The organism is Burkholderia sp. BKH01 (assembly GCF_025685725.1).
Lineage (GTDB): Bacteria > Pseudomonadota > Gammaproteobacteria > Burkholderiales > Burkholderiaceae > Burkholderia > Burkholderia pyrrocinia_C.
Genome location: NZ_JAOTQT010000001.1, coordinates 141,267 through 161,256, shown reverse-complemented (window position 1 = coordinate 161,256; position 19,990 = coordinate 141,267). Strand labels below are relative to the sequence as shown.

23 protein-coding genes and 1 pseudogene are annotated in these 19,990 nt (G+C 66.3%); 13 read left to right on the top strand and 11 right to left on the bottom strand.

Going from position 1 to position 19,990, the window contains the following annotated elements:
• Nucleotides 1-68 precede the first annotated feature (68 nt).
• Nucleotides 69-314, bottom strand: a pseudogene (locus OEJ37_RS00755) (winged helix-turn-helix domain-containing protein); the annotation flags it as partial.
• Nucleotides 315-661: 347 nt separating this feature from the next.
• Between OEJ37_RS00755 and OEJ37_RS00750 the strand changes: the two are divergent.
• On the top strand, nucleotides 662-1,009 hold the full coding sequence (locus OEJ37_RS00750; protein WP_263342840.1) for a hypothetical protein: 348 nt from the start codon (nucleotides 662-664) through the stop codon (nucleotides 1,007-1,009).
• A 52-nt stretch (nucleotides 1,010-1,061) separates the two neighbouring features.
• Entirely contained in the window at nucleotides 1,062-1,316 is a 255-nt protein-coding gene (locus tag OEJ37_RS00745) for a hypothetical protein (protein WP_244136947.1), read from the top strand.
• Between the two features lie 69 nt (nucleotides 1,317-1,385).
• On the opposite strand, the gene OEJ37_RS00740 is transcribed toward OEJ37_RS00745, so the two are convergent.
• Nucleotides 1,386-1,925, bottom strand: a complete 540-nt coding sequence (locus OEJ37_RS00740) for a GNAT family N-acetyltransferase (RefSeq protein ID WP_263342839.1) — start codon at nucleotides 1,923-1,925, stop codon at nucleotides 1,386-1,388.
• 59 nt (nucleotides 1,926-1,984) lie between these two features.
• Between OEJ37_RS00740 and OEJ37_RS00735 the strand changes: the two genes are divergently transcribed.
• A complete protein-coding gene (locus OEJ37_RS00735; protein WP_174418585.1) occupies nucleotides 1,985-2,137 on the top strand; it encodes a hypothetical protein in 153 nt (50 codons plus the stop codon).
• A gap of 97 nt (nucleotides 2,138-2,234) precedes the next feature.
• On the opposite strand, the gene OEJ37_RS00730 is transcribed toward OEJ37_RS00735, so the two are convergent.
• A complete protein-coding gene (locus tag OEJ37_RS00730) occupies nucleotides 2,235-3,353 on the bottom strand; it encodes an alkene reductase (protein ID WP_175945999.1) in 1,119 nt (372 codons plus the stop codon).
• Nucleotides 3,354-3,583: 230 nt separating this feature from the next.
• On the opposite strand from OEJ37_RS00730, the gene OEJ37_RS00725 reads away from it, so the two are divergent.
• Nucleotides 3,584-4,585, top strand: a complete 1,002-nt coding sequence (locus tag OEJ37_RS00725; RefSeq protein ID WP_175945998.1) for an AraC family transcriptional regulator — start codon at nucleotides 3,584-3,586, stop codon at nucleotides 4,583-4,585.
• Between the two features lie 736 nt (nucleotides 4,586-5,321).
• Nucleotides 5,322-5,708 carry a RidA family protein gene (locus tag OEJ37_RS00720; protein ID WP_174418588.1) on the top strand — a complete coding sequence of 129 codons (387 nt, stop codon included), beginning with the start codon at nucleotides 5,322-5,324 and terminating at the stop codon, nucleotides 5,706-5,708.
• 247 nt (nucleotides 5,709-5,955) lie between these two features.
• Here the strand turns inward: OEJ37_RS00720 and OEJ37_RS00715 are convergent, their stop codons facing one another.
• Nucleotides 5,956-6,561 (bottom strand): helix-turn-helix domain-containing protein, encoded by a 606-nt coding sequence (locus OEJ37_RS00715; protein ID WP_175919847.1) that lies wholly within the window; start codon nucleotides 6,559-6,561, stop codon nucleotides 5,956-5,958.
• 268 nt (nucleotides 6,562-6,829) lie between these two features.
• Here OEJ37_RS00715 and OEJ37_RS00710 point away from each other — a divergent pair, with 268 nt between their 5' ends.
• Nucleotides 6,830-7,654, top strand: a complete 825-nt coding sequence (locus tag OEJ37_RS00710; RefSeq protein ID WP_263342838.1) for an MBL fold metallo-hydrolase — start codon at nucleotides 6,830-6,832, stop codon at nucleotides 7,652-7,654.
• Nucleotides 7,655-7,927: 273 nt separating this feature from the next.
• Entirely contained in the window at nucleotides 7,928-8,833 is a 906-nt protein-coding gene (locus OEJ37_RS00705; protein ID WP_174418589.1) for a LysR family transcriptional regulator, read from the top strand.
• Between the two features lie 45 nt (nucleotides 8,834-8,878).
• Here the strand turns inward: OEJ37_RS00705 and OEJ37_RS00700 are convergent, their stop codons facing one another.
• The 5 genes from OEJ37_RS00700 to OEJ37_RS00680 all read right to left on the bottom strand — a co-directional run bounded on the left by OEJ37_RS00700 (nucleotide 8,879) and on the right by OEJ37_RS00680 (nucleotide 11,892).
• On the bottom strand, nucleotides 8,879-9,595 hold the full coding sequence (locus OEJ37_RS00700; RefSeq protein WP_263342837.1) for an SDR family oxidoreductase: 717 nt from the start codon (nucleotides 9,593-9,595) through the stop codon (nucleotides 8,879-8,881).
• A 67-nt stretch (nucleotides 9,596-9,662) separates the two neighbouring features.
• Nucleotides 9,663-10,331: a peroxiredoxin-like family protein gene (locus tag OEJ37_RS00695; RefSeq protein WP_263342836.1), complete on the bottom strand. Its 669-nt coding sequence runs from the start codon at nucleotides 10,329-10,331 to the stop codon at nucleotides 9,663-9,665.
• Between the two features lie 276 nt (nucleotides 10,332-10,607).
• Entirely contained in the window at nucleotides 10,608-11,150 is a 543-nt protein-coding gene (locus OEJ37_RS00690; protein WP_175919646.1) for a carboxymuconolactone decarboxylase family protein, read from the bottom strand.
• Nucleotides 11,151-11,341: 191 nt separating this feature from the next.
• Complete coding sequence (locus OEJ37_RS00685) at nucleotides 11,342-11,563, bottom strand: hypothetical protein (protein ID WP_174418593.1); 222 nt, start codon at nucleotides 11,561-11,563, stop codon at nucleotides 11,342-11,344.
• A gap of 65 nt (nucleotides 11,564-11,628) precedes the next feature.
• Nucleotides 11,629-11,892 carry an HPr family phosphocarrier protein gene (locus OEJ37_RS00680; RefSeq protein WP_244136946.1) on the bottom strand — a complete coding sequence of 88 codons (264 nt, stop codon included), beginning with the start codon at nucleotides 11,890-11,892 and terminating at the stop codon, nucleotides 11,629-11,631.
• 414 nt (nucleotides 11,893-12,306) lie between these two features.
• On the opposite strand from OEJ37_RS00680, the gene OEJ37_RS00675 reads away from it, so the two are divergent.
• Complete coding sequence (locus OEJ37_RS00675; RefSeq protein ID WP_021158207.1) at nucleotides 12,307-12,651, top strand: zinc ribbon domain-containing protein YjdM; 345 nt, start codon at nucleotides 12,307-12,309, stop codon at nucleotides 12,649-12,651.
• Nucleotides 12,652-12,692: 41 nt separating this feature from the next.
• The gene (locus OEJ37_RS00670) at nucleotides 12,693-13,529 is read left to right on the top strand and encodes a spermidine synthase (protein WP_174419899.1); all 837 of its coding nucleotides are present in this window, start codon (nucleotides 12,693-12,695) and stop codon (nucleotides 13,527-13,529) included.
• A 55-nt stretch (nucleotides 13,530-13,584) separates the two neighbouring features.
• Here the strand turns inward: OEJ37_RS00670 and OEJ37_RS00665 are convergent, their stop codons facing one another.
• Nucleotides 13,585-13,770: a ribbon-helix-helix protein, CopG family gene (locus OEJ37_RS00665; RefSeq protein WP_174419898.1), complete on the bottom strand. Its 186-nt coding sequence runs from the start codon at nucleotides 13,768-13,770 to the stop codon at nucleotides 13,585-13,587.
• Nucleotides 13,771-13,918: 148 nt separating this feature from the next.
• Nucleotides 13,919-14,686: a YoaK family protein gene (locus tag OEJ37_RS00660; protein ID WP_111021410.1), complete on the bottom strand. Its 768-nt coding sequence runs from the start codon at nucleotides 14,684-14,686 to the stop codon at nucleotides 13,919-13,921.
• A 240-nt stretch (nucleotides 14,687-14,926) separates the two neighbouring features.
• On the opposite strand from OEJ37_RS00660, the gene hyfB reads away from it, so the two are divergent.
• The 4 genes from hyfB to OEJ37_RS00640 are packed head-to-tail and all read left to right on the top strand — an operon-like array spanning nucleotide 14,927 to nucleotide 19,990.
• Nucleotides 14,927-16,930 carry a hydrogenase 4 subunit B gene (hyfB, locus tag OEJ37_RS00655; protein WP_175919644.1) on the top strand — a complete coding sequence of 668 codons (2,004 nt, stop codon included), beginning with the start codon at nucleotides 14,927-14,929 and terminating at the stop codon, nucleotides 16,928-16,930.
• Complete coding sequence (locus tag OEJ37_RS00650) at nucleotides 16,924-17,874, top strand: respiratory chain complex I subunit 1 family protein (RefSeq protein WP_174419896.1); 951 nt, start codon at nucleotides 16,924-16,926, stop codon at nucleotides 17,872-17,874. The genes hyfB and OEJ37_RS00650 overlap by 7 nt, the downstream gene beginning before the upstream one ends.
• Nucleotides 17,875-18,534: a formate hydrogenlyase gene (locus tag OEJ37_RS00645; RefSeq protein ID WP_072437918.1), complete on the top strand. Its 660-nt coding sequence runs from the start codon at nucleotides 17,875-17,877 to the stop codon at nucleotides 18,532-18,534. It begins immediately after the preceding gene.
• Complete coding sequence (locus tag OEJ37_RS00640; protein ID WP_263342834.1) at nucleotides 18,527-19,990, top strand: hydrogenase 4 subunit F; 1,464 nt, start codon at nucleotides 18,527-18,529, stop codon at nucleotides 19,988-19,990. The genes OEJ37_RS00645 and OEJ37_RS00640 overlap by 8 nt, the downstream gene beginning before the upstream one ends.

Below are 19,990 nucleotides of genomic sequence, written 5' to 3'. Positions count from 1 at the left end.
TTGCGGCATCGCAAAGCGAGATGCATCCGCGCGATGAACGCGGGTTGCGCGTCGGCACGCATTCGGCGTTATTCCCACGCTTGCTTGCTGAACTGATAGCCATTGCGGCGGATCGTTTTGATTCGCTTCGGTTCGAGCGCGTCATCACACAATTTGCGGCGCAGCTTCGAGATGCGACAGTCGATCGAGCGATCGAGGCCGTCGAACTCGATGCGGCGTAACAGCAGCGTCAGGTCTTCCCGGCTGACCACCTCGCCGGCGCGGCTGGCAAGGGCCCTCGGCAGGTCGACGATCTCCGGCGCGTGGCCGGCAGGGAATACCGACGACGCGTCGTTCGGGCGGAAAAACTACTCATGCAAATGCCGCTTGTGCTGGCCAACCCGAAGCCCGGTCAAGGATACTCGACATATCAATACAAAATATTACGTACGCTGCGGCGCATGGTTCCCTACAATCGTCGCAACTGACGGGCGTGCATGCCGCACCGCGGTTTACACTCTGTCGTCAAAGGGCTTGCGGCGACGAAGGCGGCGACCGATACACGCGGTTTCCCGCATTCGGCGCGCCACTGCCGGCATTGAACGCATGTGGTCGGTGTTGACGTCGCAGGCCGTCGAGGGGCAAGCATCCGGACCGTACGATGTATTGACAGGAGTGCGAAATGACGCCGCTGCAAATCGTCCAGAATCTCGACGTGCTCACGAACGCGATCGAAGTCGCGGTCGCCCAGGCTGACTGGAGCGAGGCCGTCCGGGCGGCCGAAACACGTTCAAGGTTCGTGATCGCGCTTGCGCCCGATCAACCGGACGAGGTTCGAGCGGCGATCGGGCGAATGCAGGAGACCGATATCCGGATCTCCACCGTCGCACGGGAAACGTTGGTGGCACTCGTCACCGAGGGCTGGATTGCTCGGTGCGGAACCCAGCGGGCGACGCAGACGTTGGCGGCGAAGTCGCTGTCGCTCGGGGCGGATGCCATGGCATCACGAAACCCTTTTTTTCCCGCATGAGCGTCACCGCACCGGCGATGCACACGCTCAATACGCGGACGGATCGTTGGAAGTGCCTGTCACGGGTCAACGTTTCGGTGGCGGTATGCGATTTCGAAAACGCACCAGTTATGTCGATGCAACACGGTGGTTCGTCGACGGCGACCATGATCGAGTGGAGAACCATCAAGGCATGTGGGCGGTCGCCACGCCGGAAGGCTGGCGTTCGGTGAAGCCTGGCGACTGGATATTGCTCGATGAGCGTGGCAACTGCTGGCCGATGGACGACAGGCTCTTTACGAATTTCTACGAACCGGTCGCGGAGTGAGCGCGGCTGAAACACACGCGCGCCGCAGGCGGATGCGGCACGCCCGCGATAGCGGGTGCGCCATCGTGCCTACCGGCTTGCGCGTGAAAACAGCAACGAATCGGCGTCGTTGAACCTGATACGCACCGGCTCGCCGTAACCGGCTTTCTCCGCCACGCGGATCGACGCGACGTTGGTCGGCGCGATCAAACACACGCTGCGTTCGAACCGCTGCTGCGCATCGAGCCATGCGAGCGCGGCCGCGAGCGCCTCGGTTGCATAACCCTTGCCGTGCGCCCACGTCGCGAGTGCCCAGCCGGCTTCCGGCACGCCGCGAATCGACGGCTCGATGAGCCGGTGGAAATCGGCGAAGCCGAGGTCGCCGACATAGCGGCCGGACGCTTTCTCGCGAATCGCCCAGTAGCCATAGCCGAGCAGCGGCCACAGCCCGCGATACGCGAGCATGCGCATCCACGAGTCGCGCGGCGCGGACGGCTTGCCGTTGAAGATGTGCGCGACGACGTCCGGCTCGGCCCACATCGCGGCGAGCGCGTCGAAGTCGCCGAGCGGATGGCCTTCGAGGATGAGGCGCGGCGTGTCGAGAACAGGCGGGGAGGAGACGGGCGGCATCGCGGTTTCCGGGAAGGCGTTGAACGGGGCGGCTGGACTGTCGACTTGTCGACGCCGCGTTGCCGAAGATCGTCGATCACGGCCGGATCGGCGCCTGTATCGGTGATCGGCATGTCGAGCGGCTCGACGCTCGCGATCGCGGACAGGTTGCATTTCATCCGCTTCGACGAATCGATGACGGCGATTACCTGGCCCGCACGGCAGAGCGCTGAAATGATATCAAAGCTCTTCGCCGGCGTGAGCGCACGCAACGCCGAAGGTTCGCGCGGCCGTCCGTCCGGGCCGGCCGCGCAAACATCCGCTTCGGCGTCACGCAACCGCTGCTTCCCGATGAAATGGATAGTCCGTATACCCGCGCGCACCGCCGCCATAGAACGTCGTGCGGTCGTAGCGCGTCAGCGGCGCGCCGGTACGGAGCCGTTCCGGCAGATCGGGGTTCGAGATGAACAGGCGGCCGAACGCGACAAGATCCGCATGACCGTCCGCGAGGATCTGTTCCGCGTTGTCGCGCGTGAAACCGCCGGCCGCGACGATCGTCCCGTGGAACGCGTTGCGCAGGTCCTTCGCCGACACGTCGTGTTCGCTCGCGTCCGCGTTTTCCTCGTTGCCGCGAATCCGCGGCTCAATCACGTGCAGGTATGCGAGGCCGTAGTCGTTCAGGCGCCGCGCGACATAACCGAACGTCGCGTGCGGATCGCTGTCGGACACCGTACCGTACGAACCGCTCGGCGACAGTCGTACCGCGACGCGGCCGGCGCCCCAGACGGATACCGTCGCATCGACGACTTCGAACAGGAAGCGCGCGCGATTCTCGATCGGCCCGCCATAAGCGTCGGTACGGTCGTTTGCGCCGTCGAGCAGGAACTGGTCGAGCAGATAACCGTTCGCCGCATGCAGTTCGACGCCGTCGAAACCGGCCGCCTTCGCGCGCTGCGCGCCCGCGCGAAACTGCTCGACGATGCCCGGAATCTCGTGCAGCGCGAGCGGGCGAGGCTCGACGAGCTCGGCTTCGGTAATCGCGCCATGCGCGTCGCGGATCGCCGCGTGCTCGAGCGAGCGCCGCGCGGACGGCGCGATCGGCGTCACGCCGCCGGTGTTGGCCGGATGCGCCTGACGGCCCGCATGCCAGAGCTGCAGGAAAATGCGCGCGCCCTTCGCATGCACGGCGTCGACGACCTGCTTCCAGCCGGCGACCTGTGCGTCGGTATAGATCCCCGGCGCATCCACGTAGGCGATCGCGAGCGGCGAGATCGCGGTGGCGTCCGTGATCAGCAGGCCGCCGTCGGTCGCGCGCTGCGTGTAGTACTCGACCATCAGGTCGCCCGGCACGTTGCCCGGTTCGGTGCGCATCCGGGTCACCGGCGCATGCACGATACGGTGGTTGAGCGTGACGGGGCCGAGCTTCAGCGGGTTGAACAGCTTGTTCATCGTGTTCTCCTTGGAACAGGTGTGAGACGACTCGATGGTCGTCTCGAACGCTGCCGGCCAGAAGACCGGTCGGGGCGATAAAACCCATTCCGCGGCGGAATAACCGCTGCACCGCAGCCGCCGGCAGCACGGCCGGGCAAGATTGAACGGCCGTCCCGCGCGATAATCGGGGTTGCACGTGTCGCGCGTCGTGCGCGCGCCGCATTCCCGATTGGCCTCCACCACTCATCATGACGCTCGACTCCGATTGGCTCAGCCGTTTCATGACGCTCGTCACGGTCACGGGGAAGCTGGAAATCCGCTGCGCGTTCGGCGCGCCGTGGGCGATCGCGTACGAGCGCTCGCCCGCGTGCGAGATTCCGTATCACGTCGTGCTGCGCGGCCGCGCGATCCTCGAGAATCCCGACGACGGCACGGTGCGCGAGCTCGGCGGCGGCGACCTCGTGCTGCTTCCGCACGGCTCGCCGCACGTGCTGCACGACGGCAGCGGGCTACCGCCGGTGCCGGCGATCAAGCGGCCCGGCGGTCACGTTTTCATCGGCGAGAACGCGGGCACGGGGGCGCGGCTGGACATGTTGTGCGGGCGTTTCGTGGTCGCGCCGCCGCACGACCGGCTGATCCGGCGTCACCTGCCGACGGATCTCGTCGTGCGCTCGGCGGCGGACAGCCGGGTGCCAGATGCACTGGCCGCGACCGCGCGGCTGACCGCGCTCGTGGAAATGATGCGAGCGGAATCGCTCGAGCAGCAGCTCGGCGGCCTTGCGATCCTGAACGCGCTGTCGGCGGCGCTGTTCGCGCTCGCGCTGCGCGCGATCAGCGAATCGGGGCAGGCGCCGACCGGCCTGCTGGCGCTGGCCGGCCATCCGCGCCTCGCGCCCGCGATCGTCGCGATGCTCGACGATCCGGCGAGACCATGGACGCTGCCCGAGTTGGCCGCGCTGTGCAGCATGTCGCGCGCGACCTTCATGCGTCATTTCCAGTCGAAGCTCGGGCACTCGGCCGCCGACCTGCTGACCGACATCCGCATGAGCCTCGCCGCGAATGCGCTGCGCCAGCCGTCGGCGAGCGCCGAGGCCGTGTCGGCCGACGTCGGCTACCAGTCGGTGGCCGCGTTCCGGCGCGTGTTCACGCGCTGGGCGGGGATGACGCCCGGCGACTGGCGGCGCCAGGCGTTCGGCGATCGACGAGATGCGGCGGCAGCGGACGATGGTGTTGTCGACGACGCGAAGTAGGCGGGAAGGGGGCGTCGTCGCATCTGGTGTCGTTTGCCCTGACAGCCGTCGCGGGCTGACGTGACGCTTTGCCGGATCGCATCTCAACTGACTTTCGGTTCATTTCCGACGGTTGCCGGAGCGAACGGCGTGCCGGCGAAGAACAACGTCCATGCGCGAATCGAAACGAGCGCAATCGACGTCGAGAATCCAGGCCGCAGCCCCTGGCGGGAATCGAATGCGTTGCGGGAGACGTATTCTCCTTTGGAAGAGAATTCGGGGGCAAACAACAGCGGCAAGTGCAGTGGGAGGCTGTTCGGCTGCACGTAAGCCCGGGCGGGGCAGCCAAGGGAATCGCGTTGGTTGCGGGAAGCCGGGCGAGCCCGTGAGACATACGGATTCATATGGCTTTGAGTGTGACGGGACGCCGGATCACGTCGTATGGCTGGCCGCCCGGAGGGCCTCACATGAGAGGCCCTGCAAATTCGGATTCGCGCGTTGACTTTCTTCTATAGGAGATATAATCTCCGGAGATGCCAGTCGTGGCGTGTCGGAAATCTTCACGAATGGTTGGCTGCAGGCAGCAGGATTGTCCGAGGAGATTTGATCCGAGCCCTGCAGGGATCACTGCATCAAATTTTGTAGTGCTTAGAAATATCTGCCGAATCGCCCGGTGCCGACCAGCGGGATAAAAGGTAGCTGCCGGTGCGAAATGGACGTGTTGTTTCTCTTCAGTGTGTCTTCAAGGGAGTGAGCGATGAGCATCAAGTTGCACAATCCGGCCAGCATTGCGCCGCCGTTCTCCTGCTACAGTCAGGGCGCTTCGGCGTCCGGTGACGCACGCTGGCTATATGTTTCCGGTCAAGTGGGCGTGACGGCGGACGGTGTCGTTCCGGACGATCCGGAGCGGCAAACCGAGTTGGCGTGGGATAACCTTCTGGCCGTGCTGGCCGATGCCGGGATGACCGCGAAGGATCTGGTCAAGGTCGACGGCTTCATCACGAGCCCGGACCTCGTACCGTTCTTCCGCAAGGAGCGCGAACGGCGATTTGCGGGACACGCCGCTGCAACCACGATGGTCATCGTTGCGGGGCTGGCCGAGTCAAATCTTCTTGTGGAGATTCAGGCGGTCGCGGCCCGCTGACGCAATTTCGGTTCTGGTCGAGCGGTGGACATCCGTTGAACCGTGTTCGGCGCTTGGCCTGGCGTTGGCGCTCATCGCGAGTCGTGGCAGTCATCGTGCGCCTGCCACGGCTCGCCTGTCGGCAAGCCGTCCGGGCTCGCGGCACCGGCGAACGGCGGCGCTCGTGCCTGTTCAACGCGGATTGCCGCGGCGATACGCCGAACGTCCGGACGCGACGGTGTCGATGCAGTTATGAAGGACGGGCGGGCTACGTGCGGCGAGAAATGACCATGAAATAGCCGCACGGCTCCGACGTCTGATTGACGAAACCGTGCTCGACGTCAGCCTGGAAGAACAGCGAGTCGCCTGGTCCCAGATATTCCTTCTTTGCCCTGAACTCCACGACGAGATTTCCGATCGTCACGACGATCTGTTTCTCTACCCCGGACGGGTACGCAGGAAGCAGGCCGGTCGACACGCCGGCGGGAAGATAGTGATAGATGAGTTCCACGCGGCCGCCGCCTGTCGCCGGCGAAACGATGTGCCGTTCAAAACCCGTTTCGGGGTCGCGAAAGATCGGGCGTGCGTCCCTGCGCATGACCACCGTATTGCCTTCGGGTTGATCTCCGCCGACCAGTTCCGTCAGCGACGTTTGAAGGCTGTGCGCGATTTTCGTTGCGATGCCGATCGTCGGGCTCTTCTCCCCGCGCTCGACCTTGGAGAGCATGGCACGGCTGACCCCCGAAAGTTGCGACAGCTGCTCCAGCGTCAACCCGGACGCTTCCCGCAATCCGCGGACACGGCCCCCAAAGGCACGTGAGAGCGAGTCGTCCTCGTCCGCCGTGCTCGATTCGGTGTCTTGTCCCTGCGGCATATGTTCCTTTCCCGTGATGAGTCGAGTCGACAAACGGATATTATCATCCACCATAGAAGAAGTAATCAAGCGGGCAAGACGTATCCTGCCGTGCCCTCGGGCAGACGTCGTCTAGAAGAGCCATTGGGTAAGGGCCGGATGCGCAGCCATGGTGGCCGCACGGGCGGTTGAACGTTACCCTCGGCTCGTACGCTTGCTTGTGTCTCCTATGGTAGATATTATTCCACCCGATGATGGATCAATTATCTGATTCCGAGGGGCGTCGAGCATGGACACGAACACGATGAAGCTGGTTGCAAAAGGTCGGAACTTCGCATCCTTTCAGTTTGGCGACCTGAAGATCGTTGCGCTCCGCGACGGATACGTCGACATGCCTGCCACGAGGCTCCGGCAAGTCGATGGGGGGACGTTCGACCAGCCGCCCGTCGGGACGCATCTGGTCGACAGCCAATTGCGACTGTCGGTCAATGCGTTCGTCATCATCGACGGCGAACGGTCCGTCATCGTCGACACGGGCGCGTCGAACACGTGGTATCCCACGATGGGGGAACTGGTGGATGGGATCGCCGAAGCCGGGATCGACAGGTCCGGTATCACGGACGTGTTGTTGACGCACACGCATGAGGATCATGTGAACGGCCTTATCGCACCGGACGGTTCGGACGCATTTCCGCAAGCGAAGAGAATTTTCGTCGGCCCGGAGGAAATCCCGGAATTCACCGGCCGGTTGGCCCGGCTGCGGGATCGCGTCACCCCGGTTACGGACAATTTCGCCGTGAGCGACCGGATCACTGCGGTTCGCGCGACCGGACATTCTCCCGGGCACACCGCATACGAAGTGGCAAGCAGCGTCGGGCGCTTGCTGGTATGGGGCGACATTATCCACGTGCCGTCGGTGCAGTTCGGGCGCCCCGAAATTTCATGGGAGTTCGACAGCAATCAGTCGAGGGCTCGCGATACGCGATTGGCCCTTCTGGAGCGTGCGGCACAGCCGCATTATTTCGTGGCTGGAGCCCATCTGGATTTCCCCGGTATCGGCAGCGTGACGGCTGGTGGTGACGGCTTCGCGTTTCATCCCGTTGCCGTCGAGTGACACGTTGACGAACTCGTCAACGACGAAGGCGCGACGTCGTGGATCAGTTGCGATATCGATCGGAACGCGACGCTGCCTCACGCGCCGCAGCGGGACGCGTGACAGGTGAATCAGCGGCGGGGCGGGCGACGCATGCGGGCGGCACAACGCGCGACGGACACCCGGCGGGCCGAACGGGAGCGTGGTACTACAATTTGCGCGTGCGGCTGCCGATGCCGGCAGCCTGTGCGGAACGGCAACGCCGCACGGAACCAGGATACGGAGACGCAGCGCATGGATCGACTCGCGGCAATGGAAACCTATGTCAGCGTCGTGGAAGCGGGCTCGTTCTCGGCGGCCGCGAAGCGGATGAACCTCGGCCAGCCGGCCATCTCGAAGTCGATCGCGCAGCTCGAGGAGCGGCTCGGCGTACGTCTGCTGCTGCGCTCGACGCGCGGGCTGGCGACGACCGACGCCGGACAGCGCTTCTACGAACACGCGAAGCGGGCGATCCACGAGGCCGACGAGGCCGAGCACGTCGTGCGCGATGCGTCCGCGAGCCTGTCCGGCAAGCTGCGCGTGAGCGCCGCCGTGAGCTTCACGTGCCTGCACGTGCTGCCGCTGCTCGACACGTTCCTGAACCGTCATCCCGACCTGGAGATCGATCTCACGCTCGACGACCGCAACATCGATCTGCTCGAAGAGGGCACCGACGTCGCGCTGCGGATGGGCACGCTGATCGACTCGTCGATGATCGCGCGCCGCATCGCGCGCAGCCCGCGGCTCGTCGTCGGCGCGCCGGCGTATTTCGCGCGGGCAGGCGTCCCGGCATCGCCGGCCGATCTCGCTCGTCACCAGGCGATCGTGTATGCGCAACGTGGCGGCGGCGAATCCTGGTCGTTCAGCCGCAACGGCTCCGAAGTCGCGGTGGCGGTGTCCGGGCGCCTGCGCGTGAGCGCGGCCGAAGGGATGCGAACTGCCGTGATCGGCGGCATGGGGCTGGCGGTCGCGTCGCGCTGGATGTTCTCGCCCGAGCTCGCATCCGGCGCGGTGCAGGCGGTGCTGACCGACTGGGAACTGCCGCCGATCGACCTGTGGGCCGTGTTTCCGGCCGGCCGGCTCGTGACGGCGCGCGCCCGTGCGTTCGTCGAATTCGTCGAGCAGGCGCTGGCAGAGGGTGAGCCCGCGCCGACGCAATGACGCCGACCGGGCAGGGCCGCCGGTTCCGCCGAACGGCGCCGCCGCTCAGAACGGCGCCTTGCCGATCGACGCGCCGCCGTCGACGTAGAGCGTCTGCCCCGTCATGAAGCCGGCGTCGTCCGACAGCAGGTACGCGATCGTCGCCGCGATTTCGTCGGGCTTGCCGAAGCGTCCCATCGGGACGGCGGCGAGATAGCTCCGCTCGCCTTCGCTGCCCGGCGCATTGTTCGCGCGAAACAGTTCCGTTTCGGTCGGCCCGGGCGCCACCGCGTTGACCGTGATGCCCGTGCTCGCGAGTTCCAGCGCCCACGATCGCGAAAAACTCACGAGCGCGGCTTTCGCCGCCGCATACGCGGTGCGCTGCACGATGCCGAGCACGGTCAGGCTGGCAATGTTGACGACGCGTCCCCAGCCGCGCTCGCGCATGCCGGGCAGCAGCGCCTGGACGGTCTGGATGGCCGGATGCAGGTTCAGTGCGAGCACGTCGTCGAGATCGCCGAGCGTCACGTCGCCGACGAACTGCGGGCGCACGAGGCCGACGTTGTTCACGACGCCGTCGATCGCGTGCCGCTGCACGAGCGCTTGCAGTGCGGCATCGGTCGCGCGGCTGTCGGCGAGATCGACGCGTACCAGTTCGCCCGGGAACGCCGCGTCGTCGCGCGCGAGGCCGATGACGCGATGCCCGGTGCGCACGAGCCGTTCGGAAAGCGCGCGTCCGATCCCTTTCGTCGCGCCCGTGACGAGAAAAGTGCGTGTGGTCATGATGCAGGACTCCAAAACAAATCGTGAAACAGGAAAAGCCGCACGCACCACGTGCGGCGGCATGCGCTCACGCGTGCACGGCCTTCTCGATGACCGGGAACATGTCCGACGGATCGGGGCGATGCGTGTAGTCGGGATTGACTTCCGAATACAGTACGATGCCGTCCTGGCCGATCACGTAGCGTGCCGGCATCGGCAGCGTCCAGCCCGGATCGTTGTTGAATGCGGGCAGGTCGTTCTTCAGACTCTTGTACAGGTCGATCAGATAGTCGGGCAGGTTGAAGCGCAGGCCGAACGCCGCGCCCGTCTCGCCGTTCACGTCGCCGAGCACGGGGAAATCGAGATGGTTCGTGCGGACCGACTTGCGGCTGTTGACGGCCGTCTGCGGCGAAATCGCGACCACGTTCGCGCCGAGCGCGTTGAGCCGCGGCAGCGCCTCGTTCAGCGCCTGCAGTTCGAGGTTGCAATACGGGCACCAGACGCCGCGATAGAACGTGACGACGAGCGGCCCCTTCGCGAGCAGGTCGACCGACGACACTTCGTTGCCGTCCTGGTCCTTCAGGCGGAACGTCGGCGCGCGATCGCCGGCCTTGATCGCGCGGGCGGCCTGGCCGCTCGCGATCAGTTCGGCCGTCGCGCGTTCCATGATCGGGTGGATTTCGGGCGGCGCGTAGTACGGCGGCTTGCCGGACTTGAAGTCGGCCTTGAATGCATCGAGTTTGTCCTGGAGCGACATGGCGAATCTCCTGTGCGTGGATGGAAGTCGGGTTGCGTGGCGGGCGAGCAATCGGCTCGTCGTGGAACCCATCTTCGACGAACGGATGTCGCGTCGGTAGCGGGCACGGACGCATAACTTCCATTCCCGGCGGGAATGGAGCGACGTGTCCGGCGTTACGGCAGTCGTCAAGGCAACGCGCCCGTCGCGGCAACAGGGCCGGAGACGGGCGCGATCGAAACGGAGGAGGGGGCAGGCATCGGGACGGCATGCCGTCCCGAATGCCGGCGATACCGCTTACTTCACGGGCGGGAAATCGACGACCGTGTCGTTGATGCGGTTGAACGTGTTGGTGAAGATCGTCAGCGCGATCGCGAGCGAGATTTCCGCGAGTTGCGCGTCCGTGTAGCCGGCTTCGCGGATCGACGCGAATTCGTCGTCGGTGATCGTGCCGCTGGTCCGTTGCAGGTTCAGCACGAAGCGGATCAGCGCGTCGCGCTTCGCGTCGCCGGTGTTCGGCTGGGCCGAGCGGATCGAGCGCAGCGCATCGGCCGACAGGCCGGTCATCTTGCCGAGCAGATTGTGCGCGGCGACGCAGTAGTCGCACCCGGTGTCGGCGCTGACCAGCAGCTTGATCGTTTCGAGATCCTGCTTGCTCAGCGTGCCGCCGGCGAGCACGCCTTCGGCGTTGAGCACGGCCGCGAGCGCGTTCGGCGCGAGATGGCCGACGGCGGCGAACAGGTTGGGGACGGTGCCGCCGGCGACCTTGCGGACTTGTGCGTACACGTCGGCGGTTGCGCCGGTGGCGGATTCGATGGCGGGGATGGCGATGCGGCTCATGACTGGCTCCTTGATCGGAAAGTTGACGCCCGTTCGTTCGGGGTGACGCCACTTTAGAAGCGCAGGCTGATCCTGATAAGTCGCAAAATTGCCAAATCAATGCTCAAAAGTATCAACCGGATTCTTGGCAGCTCGAGATCGCCGGTACCGGAAACCGGCACCGGCTCCGAGCCCGGCGGCGCGCCGGCGCTCTACTTCCGGCTTTTCAGGAAGGTCCGCCCTTCGGCCGTGATCGACGCGCCGGAGCGGCCGTGCACGGGATGGCTGACGAAACCCGCGCTGACGAGCTCCCGCGCGATCGACCAGCCGAGCGCCGGCGCATCGCGTCCGTAGCGAACGTCGGCGAGGCGTTCGAGCGCCCAGATTGCGGAGGCTGACAGGTTGGGGGTGTTGGACGTGTCGTTGTCGGTCATCGCTTCCTCGGGGAATGGGGATTCGGGGTGGGCGGCGCGATGCCGCGAGAGTGGCGGTGCAAGCGTCAGCGCGCCTGTAGCAACGGAATCAGCGCGTGCAGCGCCGCTTCCTCGTCGGGGCCGGTAGCCAGCACCTGGGCCGACGTGCCGCCGTGTACCTGCAGCGCCGCGATGGCGGCGCCGTCCTTCGCGTTCTCGCCCTGGCCGTTCGCGATCAGCAGGATGTCGCTTTCGAAGCGGCGTGCCGCGTCGACGGCCGCGTCTCGTGCGGCGCAGCCGCGGTTGCGGTTCCACGCGGGGCCGATTTGAACGTACACAACGGTTGCCACGATGCTGGAAAGCCTCCGGACGGGTGGTCGGGTCGGTACGCGGCACCGGGCCGGTAACACACCGGGGCGCGCGAAACGCGGTTTCACGACACGTGTCGCGTACATCGTGTGGCCGGCCTTTCACGGTTTCCCGCGGGGTCGCGGGGCGTCGATCGGGTGGTCGAGGTGCGTCATTCGGTGCGAACATGCCGGCATCCTCACTGAAGCCGCCTTCAAGTTCGCCGAATGTCGCGAAGTTGTGGATTATAATGCATAGGTCAGATTATGTGTATTGCATTATAATGTCGTGTGCGCCGATGACGGCCCGCCACTCCGTTGGCGGGCATGTCCCGGGCACCCTTGCCGGGGCGCGCAGCCTGCTCGCCCGGCATTTCCCTATCGACCGACCCGAACTCATCCCGAATGGAAGCTGCAATGAACGCCGCCCCCGCCTGCCCGCAATGCGCGATGGAAAACACCTACCCGGACGGCACGCTGACCGTGTGCGCGGACTGCGGCCATGAATGGTCGGCCGGCGCCGGCGCCGAAACGGGCGACGAGCCGGCGGGCGACGTCGTCAAGGACGCGAACGGCAACGTGCTGTCGGACGGCGATTCGGTCGTGTTGATCAAGGACCTGCGCGTGAAGGGCTCGTCGATCACGCTGAAGATGGGCACCAAGGTGAAGAGCATCCGGCTCGTCGGCGGCGATCACGAAGTCGATTGCAAGACCGACATGGGCGGCTTCATGCTGAAGGCCTGTTATTTGAAGAAGGTCTGAGCGTACACCGCGATCGACCGTTCCCATCCGACTACCCGAGCATGATCGAAGATCGCACTTCCTACGAAGCGTTCGTCAGATTCCTGGCGACACCGCTGAACGACGGCCGGCCTTTCGTGCTGGAGACGCAGCACGCGCTCTCGCTGCACTTCGATCATTTCGGTACGCAGAGCTTCATGTCGCTCAGGGATCCGGCGCGGCTCGAGCTCGGCTATACGCGCGTGATGATGGGCTTTCTGCTGCTGCAGCCGGAGCCTGCACATATCTGCATGCTCGGGCTCGGCGGCGGCTCGCTCGCGAAGTACTGCTACCGGCACCTGCCCGGCGCGGCGATCGACGCGGTCGAGATCAACCCGGACGTGATCGCGCTGCGCGATGTGTTCAGGATTCCTGCCGACGATGCACGGTTCGCGGTGGTGTGTGCCGACGGCGCGGATCATGTGGCGAGGGCGGACGTCCGGACCGACGTGATCCTGCACGACGTGTTTGTCGCCGACGGCACGCCGGGCCGGTGTACCGGCGCCGCATTCCTCGATGCGTGCCGCGCGCGCCTGAGCGAAACGGGCGTGCTGGCGATCAACCTGATGGACGACGATCCGGCGCTGCCGCGGCATCTCGAGCAGCTGCGCTCGGTGTTCGGTTCGTCGTATGCGCTGGTGCCGTGCGGCGACGACAACAACTTCGTCGTGTTCGCATGGAAGGGCGACCGCCGGCTGCCGTCGCTGCGCGTCCTGCTCGAACGCGCGCTCGCGTGTGCGCAGGCGGGCGAGCTCAAGCTGGCAGCCACCGCAAGGCGCATGAAGGCCGGGGAAGGCGTCGATCCGCAGCGGCTGGTCTGGCGTGGGCAATCGCACGGGCGATGGGAAATCGGCGCGTAACAGGCGCGTAACCCGCTCGTAACCGGCACCGCTGGTGCGGCCCGCGCGGCCGCGCTTACTTCACGCGCTTGCCGAGCGCGCTCTTGGTCTTGTACGTCACGCCGTGCCGATCGAGATACTCGCGGATCAACTGACGGACGACTTGCGATGGCGTGAGATCCTGCGCCGCGCAGAGCATCTCGAATGCTTCCTTCTTGGCGGGATCGATCAGGACGGTCAGGCGGGCGGTCTTCGTTTCCATTGCGCGGACAGGTCGGCGAATATGTTAATCAAATTATAATACATCTGCGTTCGGCGCCATGGCCGAAACGGGTTGTCCGGCCGGTTGCCGTGCATCCATCCGGACGTCCCGCCGGGATGCGCCCGCACGGGTTGGGTTGCGCGGCGGCTCACGGCCGGCGATCGAGCCGGCAGAGCCAGGTCAGCACGTCGTCGGCCACGGGCACGATCGCGAGCGTGACGAGCATGCCGGCGAGCGGTACCGTCGACACGTAGCCGACGTACTTGAAGCCGATCGCGCCGGCCAGGCCGCCGACGAAGAACGACGCCAGCATCGTGGCGTGAATTCTCAGCTTCGCACGGTTGGCGACGACCGCATGCATGTCCACGTCGACGGCCGAGCGGTTCCAGTAAAACAGCTTGCCCAACTCGATGCCGAGGTCGGTCACGATGCCGGTCATGTGCGTCGTGCGGATCTCCGCGCCCGACAGCTTCGTGATCATCGCGTTTTGCAGCCCCATGATGAAGCACAGCAGGATCACGGTCACCGGCACGAAGAACGCCTCCCACAGCGCGAGGTGGCTGCCGAGCAGCCCGAACAGCAGGAGCAGCACGGCCTCGACCAGCAGCGGCAGCACGTACTGGCTGTGCAGGCCGCGGCGACGGCCCCAGTTGACGAGCACCGCCGAGCAGCCGGCGCCGACGAGAAACGACGCCAGCGAACTGATGCCGGCCAGCGCGAGCGGAATGTCGCCGAGCGCCGCCTGGTCGGCGATCGCCGACACGATGCCGCTCATGTGCGACGTGTATTGCCTGACCGCAAGGAAGCCGCCCGCGTTGGTCGCACCGGCGACGAACGCGAGCGAAAAACCGAGCTGGCGGTTCGCGGTCGCGCTGCGGTGTTTTCCCGTCAGGCTTCGAAAGTACTGCGCTGGCATAAGGGTTTCGCTCAATCGCCGGGATCGAGGGCGCGGACGTGCCGGACGGCGCCCTTCGGGCCGAACGGGCGGCCCGCGAGGGCGCCGGCTTTCTCGAATCATGTGGCTTATATGATAATGCAATTATCATGTTCTGTTAGCCAGATTGCGCTTTCGATGCAATAATGCGCGTGGAGCCGGCGCGCCTGCCGTCGCCGTTCCATGCCCCCGTTCAACCCGAGCGTACTGGAGACAATCCGGATGGCACCCGTGCCGGTCGTCCATTTCGTGCTGCTGGTCGTGGCCGCCTGGCTCGCGATCGGCGCGCTGGGGCTCGGGGCGCTGCATCGCACGCGAGTCGTCGCGCACGGGCTGTTTCCGCTCGGTGCGCTGGGCGGGCTGCTGCTGGCGGCCGCGGGGCTCGCGGGCGTGTTTGCCGAGCCGTCCGTCGCGGTGCTGCCGATCGGGCTGCCCGACCTGCCGTTCCATCTGCGGCTCGACCGCCTGTCCGGCTATTTCCTGTTCGTGCTCGGCCTCGTCAGCGCCGGGATCGGCGCGTTTTCCGCCGGCTACTTCCGCAAGGGCGAGGGCGCCGCGCCCGGGCTCATCTGCTGCGAATATCACGTGTGCGTCGCGAGCATCGCGCTCGTGCTCGTCGCGGACGACGCCTACGCGTTCATGGTCGCGTGGGAAACGCTGACGCTGTCCGCGACCTTCCTCGTGATGACCAACCACCGGATCGGCGAAATCCGCCGTGCGGGCTACCTGTATTTCCTGATTTCGCATGTCGGCGCGCTCGCGCTGCTGCTGTGCTTCGGCATTCTGCAGGCGCGCACCGGCGATTACACGTTCGCGAACATGCGCACCCAGTCGCTCGATGCAACCTGGGCGTCGCTCGCGTTCCTGCTCGCGCTCGTCGGCTTCGGCGCGAAGGCGGGCGTGTTTCCGCTGCATGTGTGGTTGCCCGATGCGCATCCGGCCGCACCGTCCCCGGTCTCGGCGCTCCTGAGCGGGTTCGTGCTGAAGGTGGGGCTGTACGGGCTGCTGCGCACCGTGTTCGACCTGCTGCACGTGCAGATCGCGTGGTGGGGCGTGCTGCTGCTCGTGCTCGGCGGCGGCACCGCGCTGCTCGGCGTGGTATTCAGCACGATCCAGGTCGACATGAAGCGCCTGCTTGCGTATTCGTCGATCGACAACATCGGCCTGATGATCGTGTCGCTCGGGCTCGCGGTGCTGTTTCGCGCGTTCGGCATGACGACCCTGGCGGCGCTCGCGCTGACCGCGATGCTCTATCAGGTCGTCGCGCATGCGGCATACAAGAGCCTGCTGTTCCTGGGGACGGGCGCCGTGCTGCACGCCACCGGCGAGCGCAATCTCGGCAAGCTCGGCGGGTTGATCCGTTTCATGCCGTGGACGGCCTGGGCCGTGCTCGTGGGCGTCGCGGCGAGCGCGGGCCTGCCGCCGCTGAGCGGTTTCGTCGCGGAGTGGCTGTTGCTGCAGGCGTTCCTGTTTACGCCCGGCCTGCCGGATTCGGTGCTGGCGATGACGGTGCCGATCGCGGCCGCGCTGGTGGCGATGTCGGCCGCGCTCGCCGGCTACACGATGGTCAAGTTCTTCGGCATCGTGTTTCTCGGGCAGCCGCGGGAAGCCAAACTGAGCCGCGCCCGCGACGCGAATGCGTGGGAGCGGCTCGCGTTCTGCTGGTTCGCGGCGGTCAGCGTGCTGCTCGGGCTGATGCCCGCGCAGTTCGTCAAGCTGCTGGATCCGGTCACGCGCGGGCTCGTCGGCGCCGGAGTCGGCGCCGACAATCACGGCTGGCTGCTGTTCGTGCCGGTGTCGACCGCGCGAGCGAGCTACATGCCGGCCGTGTTCATGCTGTTTTTCGTCGCGTGCTGCGGGCTCGCGTGGCTGCTGGTGCGGCGCTTCTACCACGGCCGGCTGCGCCGCGCCGCGCCGTGGGGTTGCGGCTTCCCGTTTCCGACCACGCGGATGCAGGACACGGCCGAGGGGTTCGGGCAGCCCATCCGCGAGATCTTTGCGCCGCTGCTGCGCATCGAGCGGCAGGTGCCGTCGCCGTTCGACGCGCAGCCCGCGTACCGGGTGTCGGTCGCCGATCGCACCTGGCTGCTCTACGAGCGCATCGCGGCGATCACGCTGCGCGCGGCCGAATGGGCGGGCCGGCTGCAGACGGGCCGGATCGCCGTCTACCTGACCTACAGCTTCGCGGTGCTGATCCTGCTCCTGATGCTGGTGAGAAGATGGTGACCGTCTCCGGCGTGGTATCGCAGATCCTCGAGATCGTGGTAGCGCTCGCCGCCGCGCCGCTGCTGTCCGGCTGGATCAACCAGTGCCGCGCGTGGCTGCAGAACCGGCGCGCGCCGTCGGTCTGGCAGCCGTACCGGATGCTCCACAAGCTGTTCAACAAGGAATCGGTCGTCGCGCACGGCGCGAGCGCGGTGTTCCGCGGCGCGCCCTACGTCGTCTGGGCCGCGATGACGCTCGCGTGCGCGATCGTGCCGACGCTGTCGACGGAACTGCCGCTGTCGCCCGCCGCGGACGCGATCGCGCTCGTCGGCCTGTTCGCGCTCGCGCGCGTCGCGCTGTCGCTCGCCGCGATGGACATCGGCACGGCGTTCGGCACGCTCGGCGCCCGGCGCGAGATGCTGATCGGCTTCCTCGCGGAGCCGGCGCTGCTGATGGTCCTGCTGTCCGCGTCGCTGATCACGCAGTCGACGCTGCTGACAAGCATCGTCGGCACGCTCGGGCGCGGCGAGCTCACGCTCTATCCGAGCCTGGCGTTCGCCGGCATCGCGTTCACGCTGGTGTCGCTCGCCGAAAACGCACGGCTGCCCGTCGACAATCCGGCCACCCATCTCGAACTGACGATGATCCACGAGGCGCTGATGCTCGAATACTCGGGACGGCATCTCGCGCTGATGGAATGGGCGGCGAGCCTGAAGCTGTTCGCCTATTCGTGCATCGGTCTCGCGCTGTTCGTCCCGTGGGGCATCGCCGAGGCCGGTAACCCGCTCGCGCTGCTGCTGGCGGTGCCGGTGCTGTTCGTCAAGCTGATGGCGGGCGGCGCGGTGCTCGCCGCGGTCGAGACCGTCAATGCGAAGATGCGGCTGTTCAGGGTGCCCGAGTTTCTCGCCACCGCGTTCCTGCTCGCGGTGATCGGCATGCTCGTGCACATCCTGCTGGGGGCGTGAATGCACGGCTACGCGACGCAACTGATCAACTTCCTGGCGGCGCTGCTGCTCATCCTGTCGTTCGCGATGCTGAGCCAGCGACGCACGTTGTCGCTGATCCATCTCTATACGCTGCAGGGTGTCGCGCTCGTGTCGGCCAACCTGATCCTCGGCGTCCTGACGGGCGACGCGCACCTGTTCGTCTCGGCCGGGCTGACGCTCGTGCTGAAGGTCGGCGTGATCCCGTGGCTCCTGTATCGGCTGGTGCGCCGGCTCGACGTGCGCGCCGACGTCGAACCGCTCATCAACATCCCGACCACGCAACTGATCGGCATCGTGCTCGTGATCGTCGCGTTCAACGTCGCATCGCCGATCAGCCAGCTCGCGACCTCGGTCGCGCGCGGTGCGCTCGGCATCGCGCTCGCCTGCGTGCTCCTGTCGTTCATGGCGATGATCACGCGCGCCAAGGCGATTCCGCAGGTGATCGGCTTCCTGTCGATGGAGAATGGGCTGTTTTTCGCGGCGACGGCCGCGACCAACGGGATGCCGATGATCGTCGAGCTCGGCATCGGGCTCGACGTGCTGGTCGGCATCCTGATCCTGGGCGTGTTCATGTTCCAGATCCGCGAGCAGTTCGACAGCCTGGACATCCATCACCTCGAGACGCTCAAAGATGAATGAGGCCCATGTCGTGCTCGCCGTGCTCGGCCTGCCGCTCGCGGCCGCCGCGACGCTCGCGTGCGTGCGGTCCAGCCGCGTCGCGCGCAACCTGAACGCCGGCTTCAGTTTCGCGACGTTCGCGGCGACGCTCGCGCTCGCCGCGCACACCGTCGAAAACGGCCCGTCGAGCGTGTTCGACGGCGCGTTCTTCGTCGATCCGCTCAACGTCTACCTGGTCGCGCTGACCGCGTTCGTCGGCTGGACGACGTCGTTGTTCTCGCGTCCGTACATGCAGGTCGAGGAGGATCGCGGCCGGATGACGGCCGTGCGGATGCGGCTCTATCACGCGATGTATCAGCTCTTCATGTTTGCGATGCTGCTCGCGCTGCTGACCGACAACCTCGGCGTGCTGTGGGTCGCGATGGAGGCGGCGACGCTGGCGACCGTGCTGCTCGTCAGCGTCTACCGGACGGCCGCGAGCCTCGAGGCCGCGTGGAAGTATTTCATCCTGTGCGGCGTCGGCATCGCGCAGGCGCTGTTCGGCACGATCCTGCTGTACCTCGCCGCAAGCCGGCAGCTGGCCGGCGGGGATGCGCTGCTGTGGACCAGCCTCGTCGCGGTCAAGGCGCACCTCGACCCGACCATCGTGTCGATCGCCTTCGTGTTCCTGCTCGTCGGCTACGGCACGAAGGTCGGCCTCGTGCCGATGCACAGCTGGCTGCCGGACGCGCATGCCGAAGGCCCGACGCCGATTTCGGCGGTGCTGTCGGGCTTGCTGCTGAACGTCGCGCTGTATGCGGTACTGCGCTGCAAGGTGCTGGCCGACGGTGCTCTCGGCAACGGGCTGCCGGGGCGGCTGCTGGTCGGGTTCGGGCTCGTGTCGGTGCTGGTCGCGTCGTTCTCGCTGTTCCGGCAGAAGGACGTGAAGCGGCTGTTCTCGTATTCGTCGATCGAGCACATGGGGCTGGTGACGTTCGCATTCGGCCTCGGCGGCCCGGTCGCGACCTTCGCCGGATTGCTGCACATGACGGTGCACTCGCTCGTCAAGTCGGCGATCTTCTTCGCGGTCGGCCATGCGGCGCAGAAGGCCGGCACGCAGGCGATCGACGGCATTCGCGGGCTGCTGCAGGTCAGTCCGACCGTCGGCTGGGGGATGATGCTCGGCACGCTCGCGATTCTCGGCCTGCCGCCATTCGGCGTGTTCGCGAGCGAATTCCTGATCCTCACGACCGCGATGAACACGCTGCCGTGGACGGCGCCGTTGCTGCTGCTCGGGCTCGCCGTCGCCTTCGCGGCGATCTTCGCGCGCGTGCAGCGGATGGTGTTCGGCGGCACGACGACGGCGAAACCGCTCGGACACCGGCCGGCGCTGTTGCCGGTGTTCGTCCACCTGGCGCTCGGCCTGACGCTCGGCCTGTACGTGCCGCCTTATCTGGCGACCTGGTATCGCCAGGCCGCGACGATGCTGGCGGGGTGA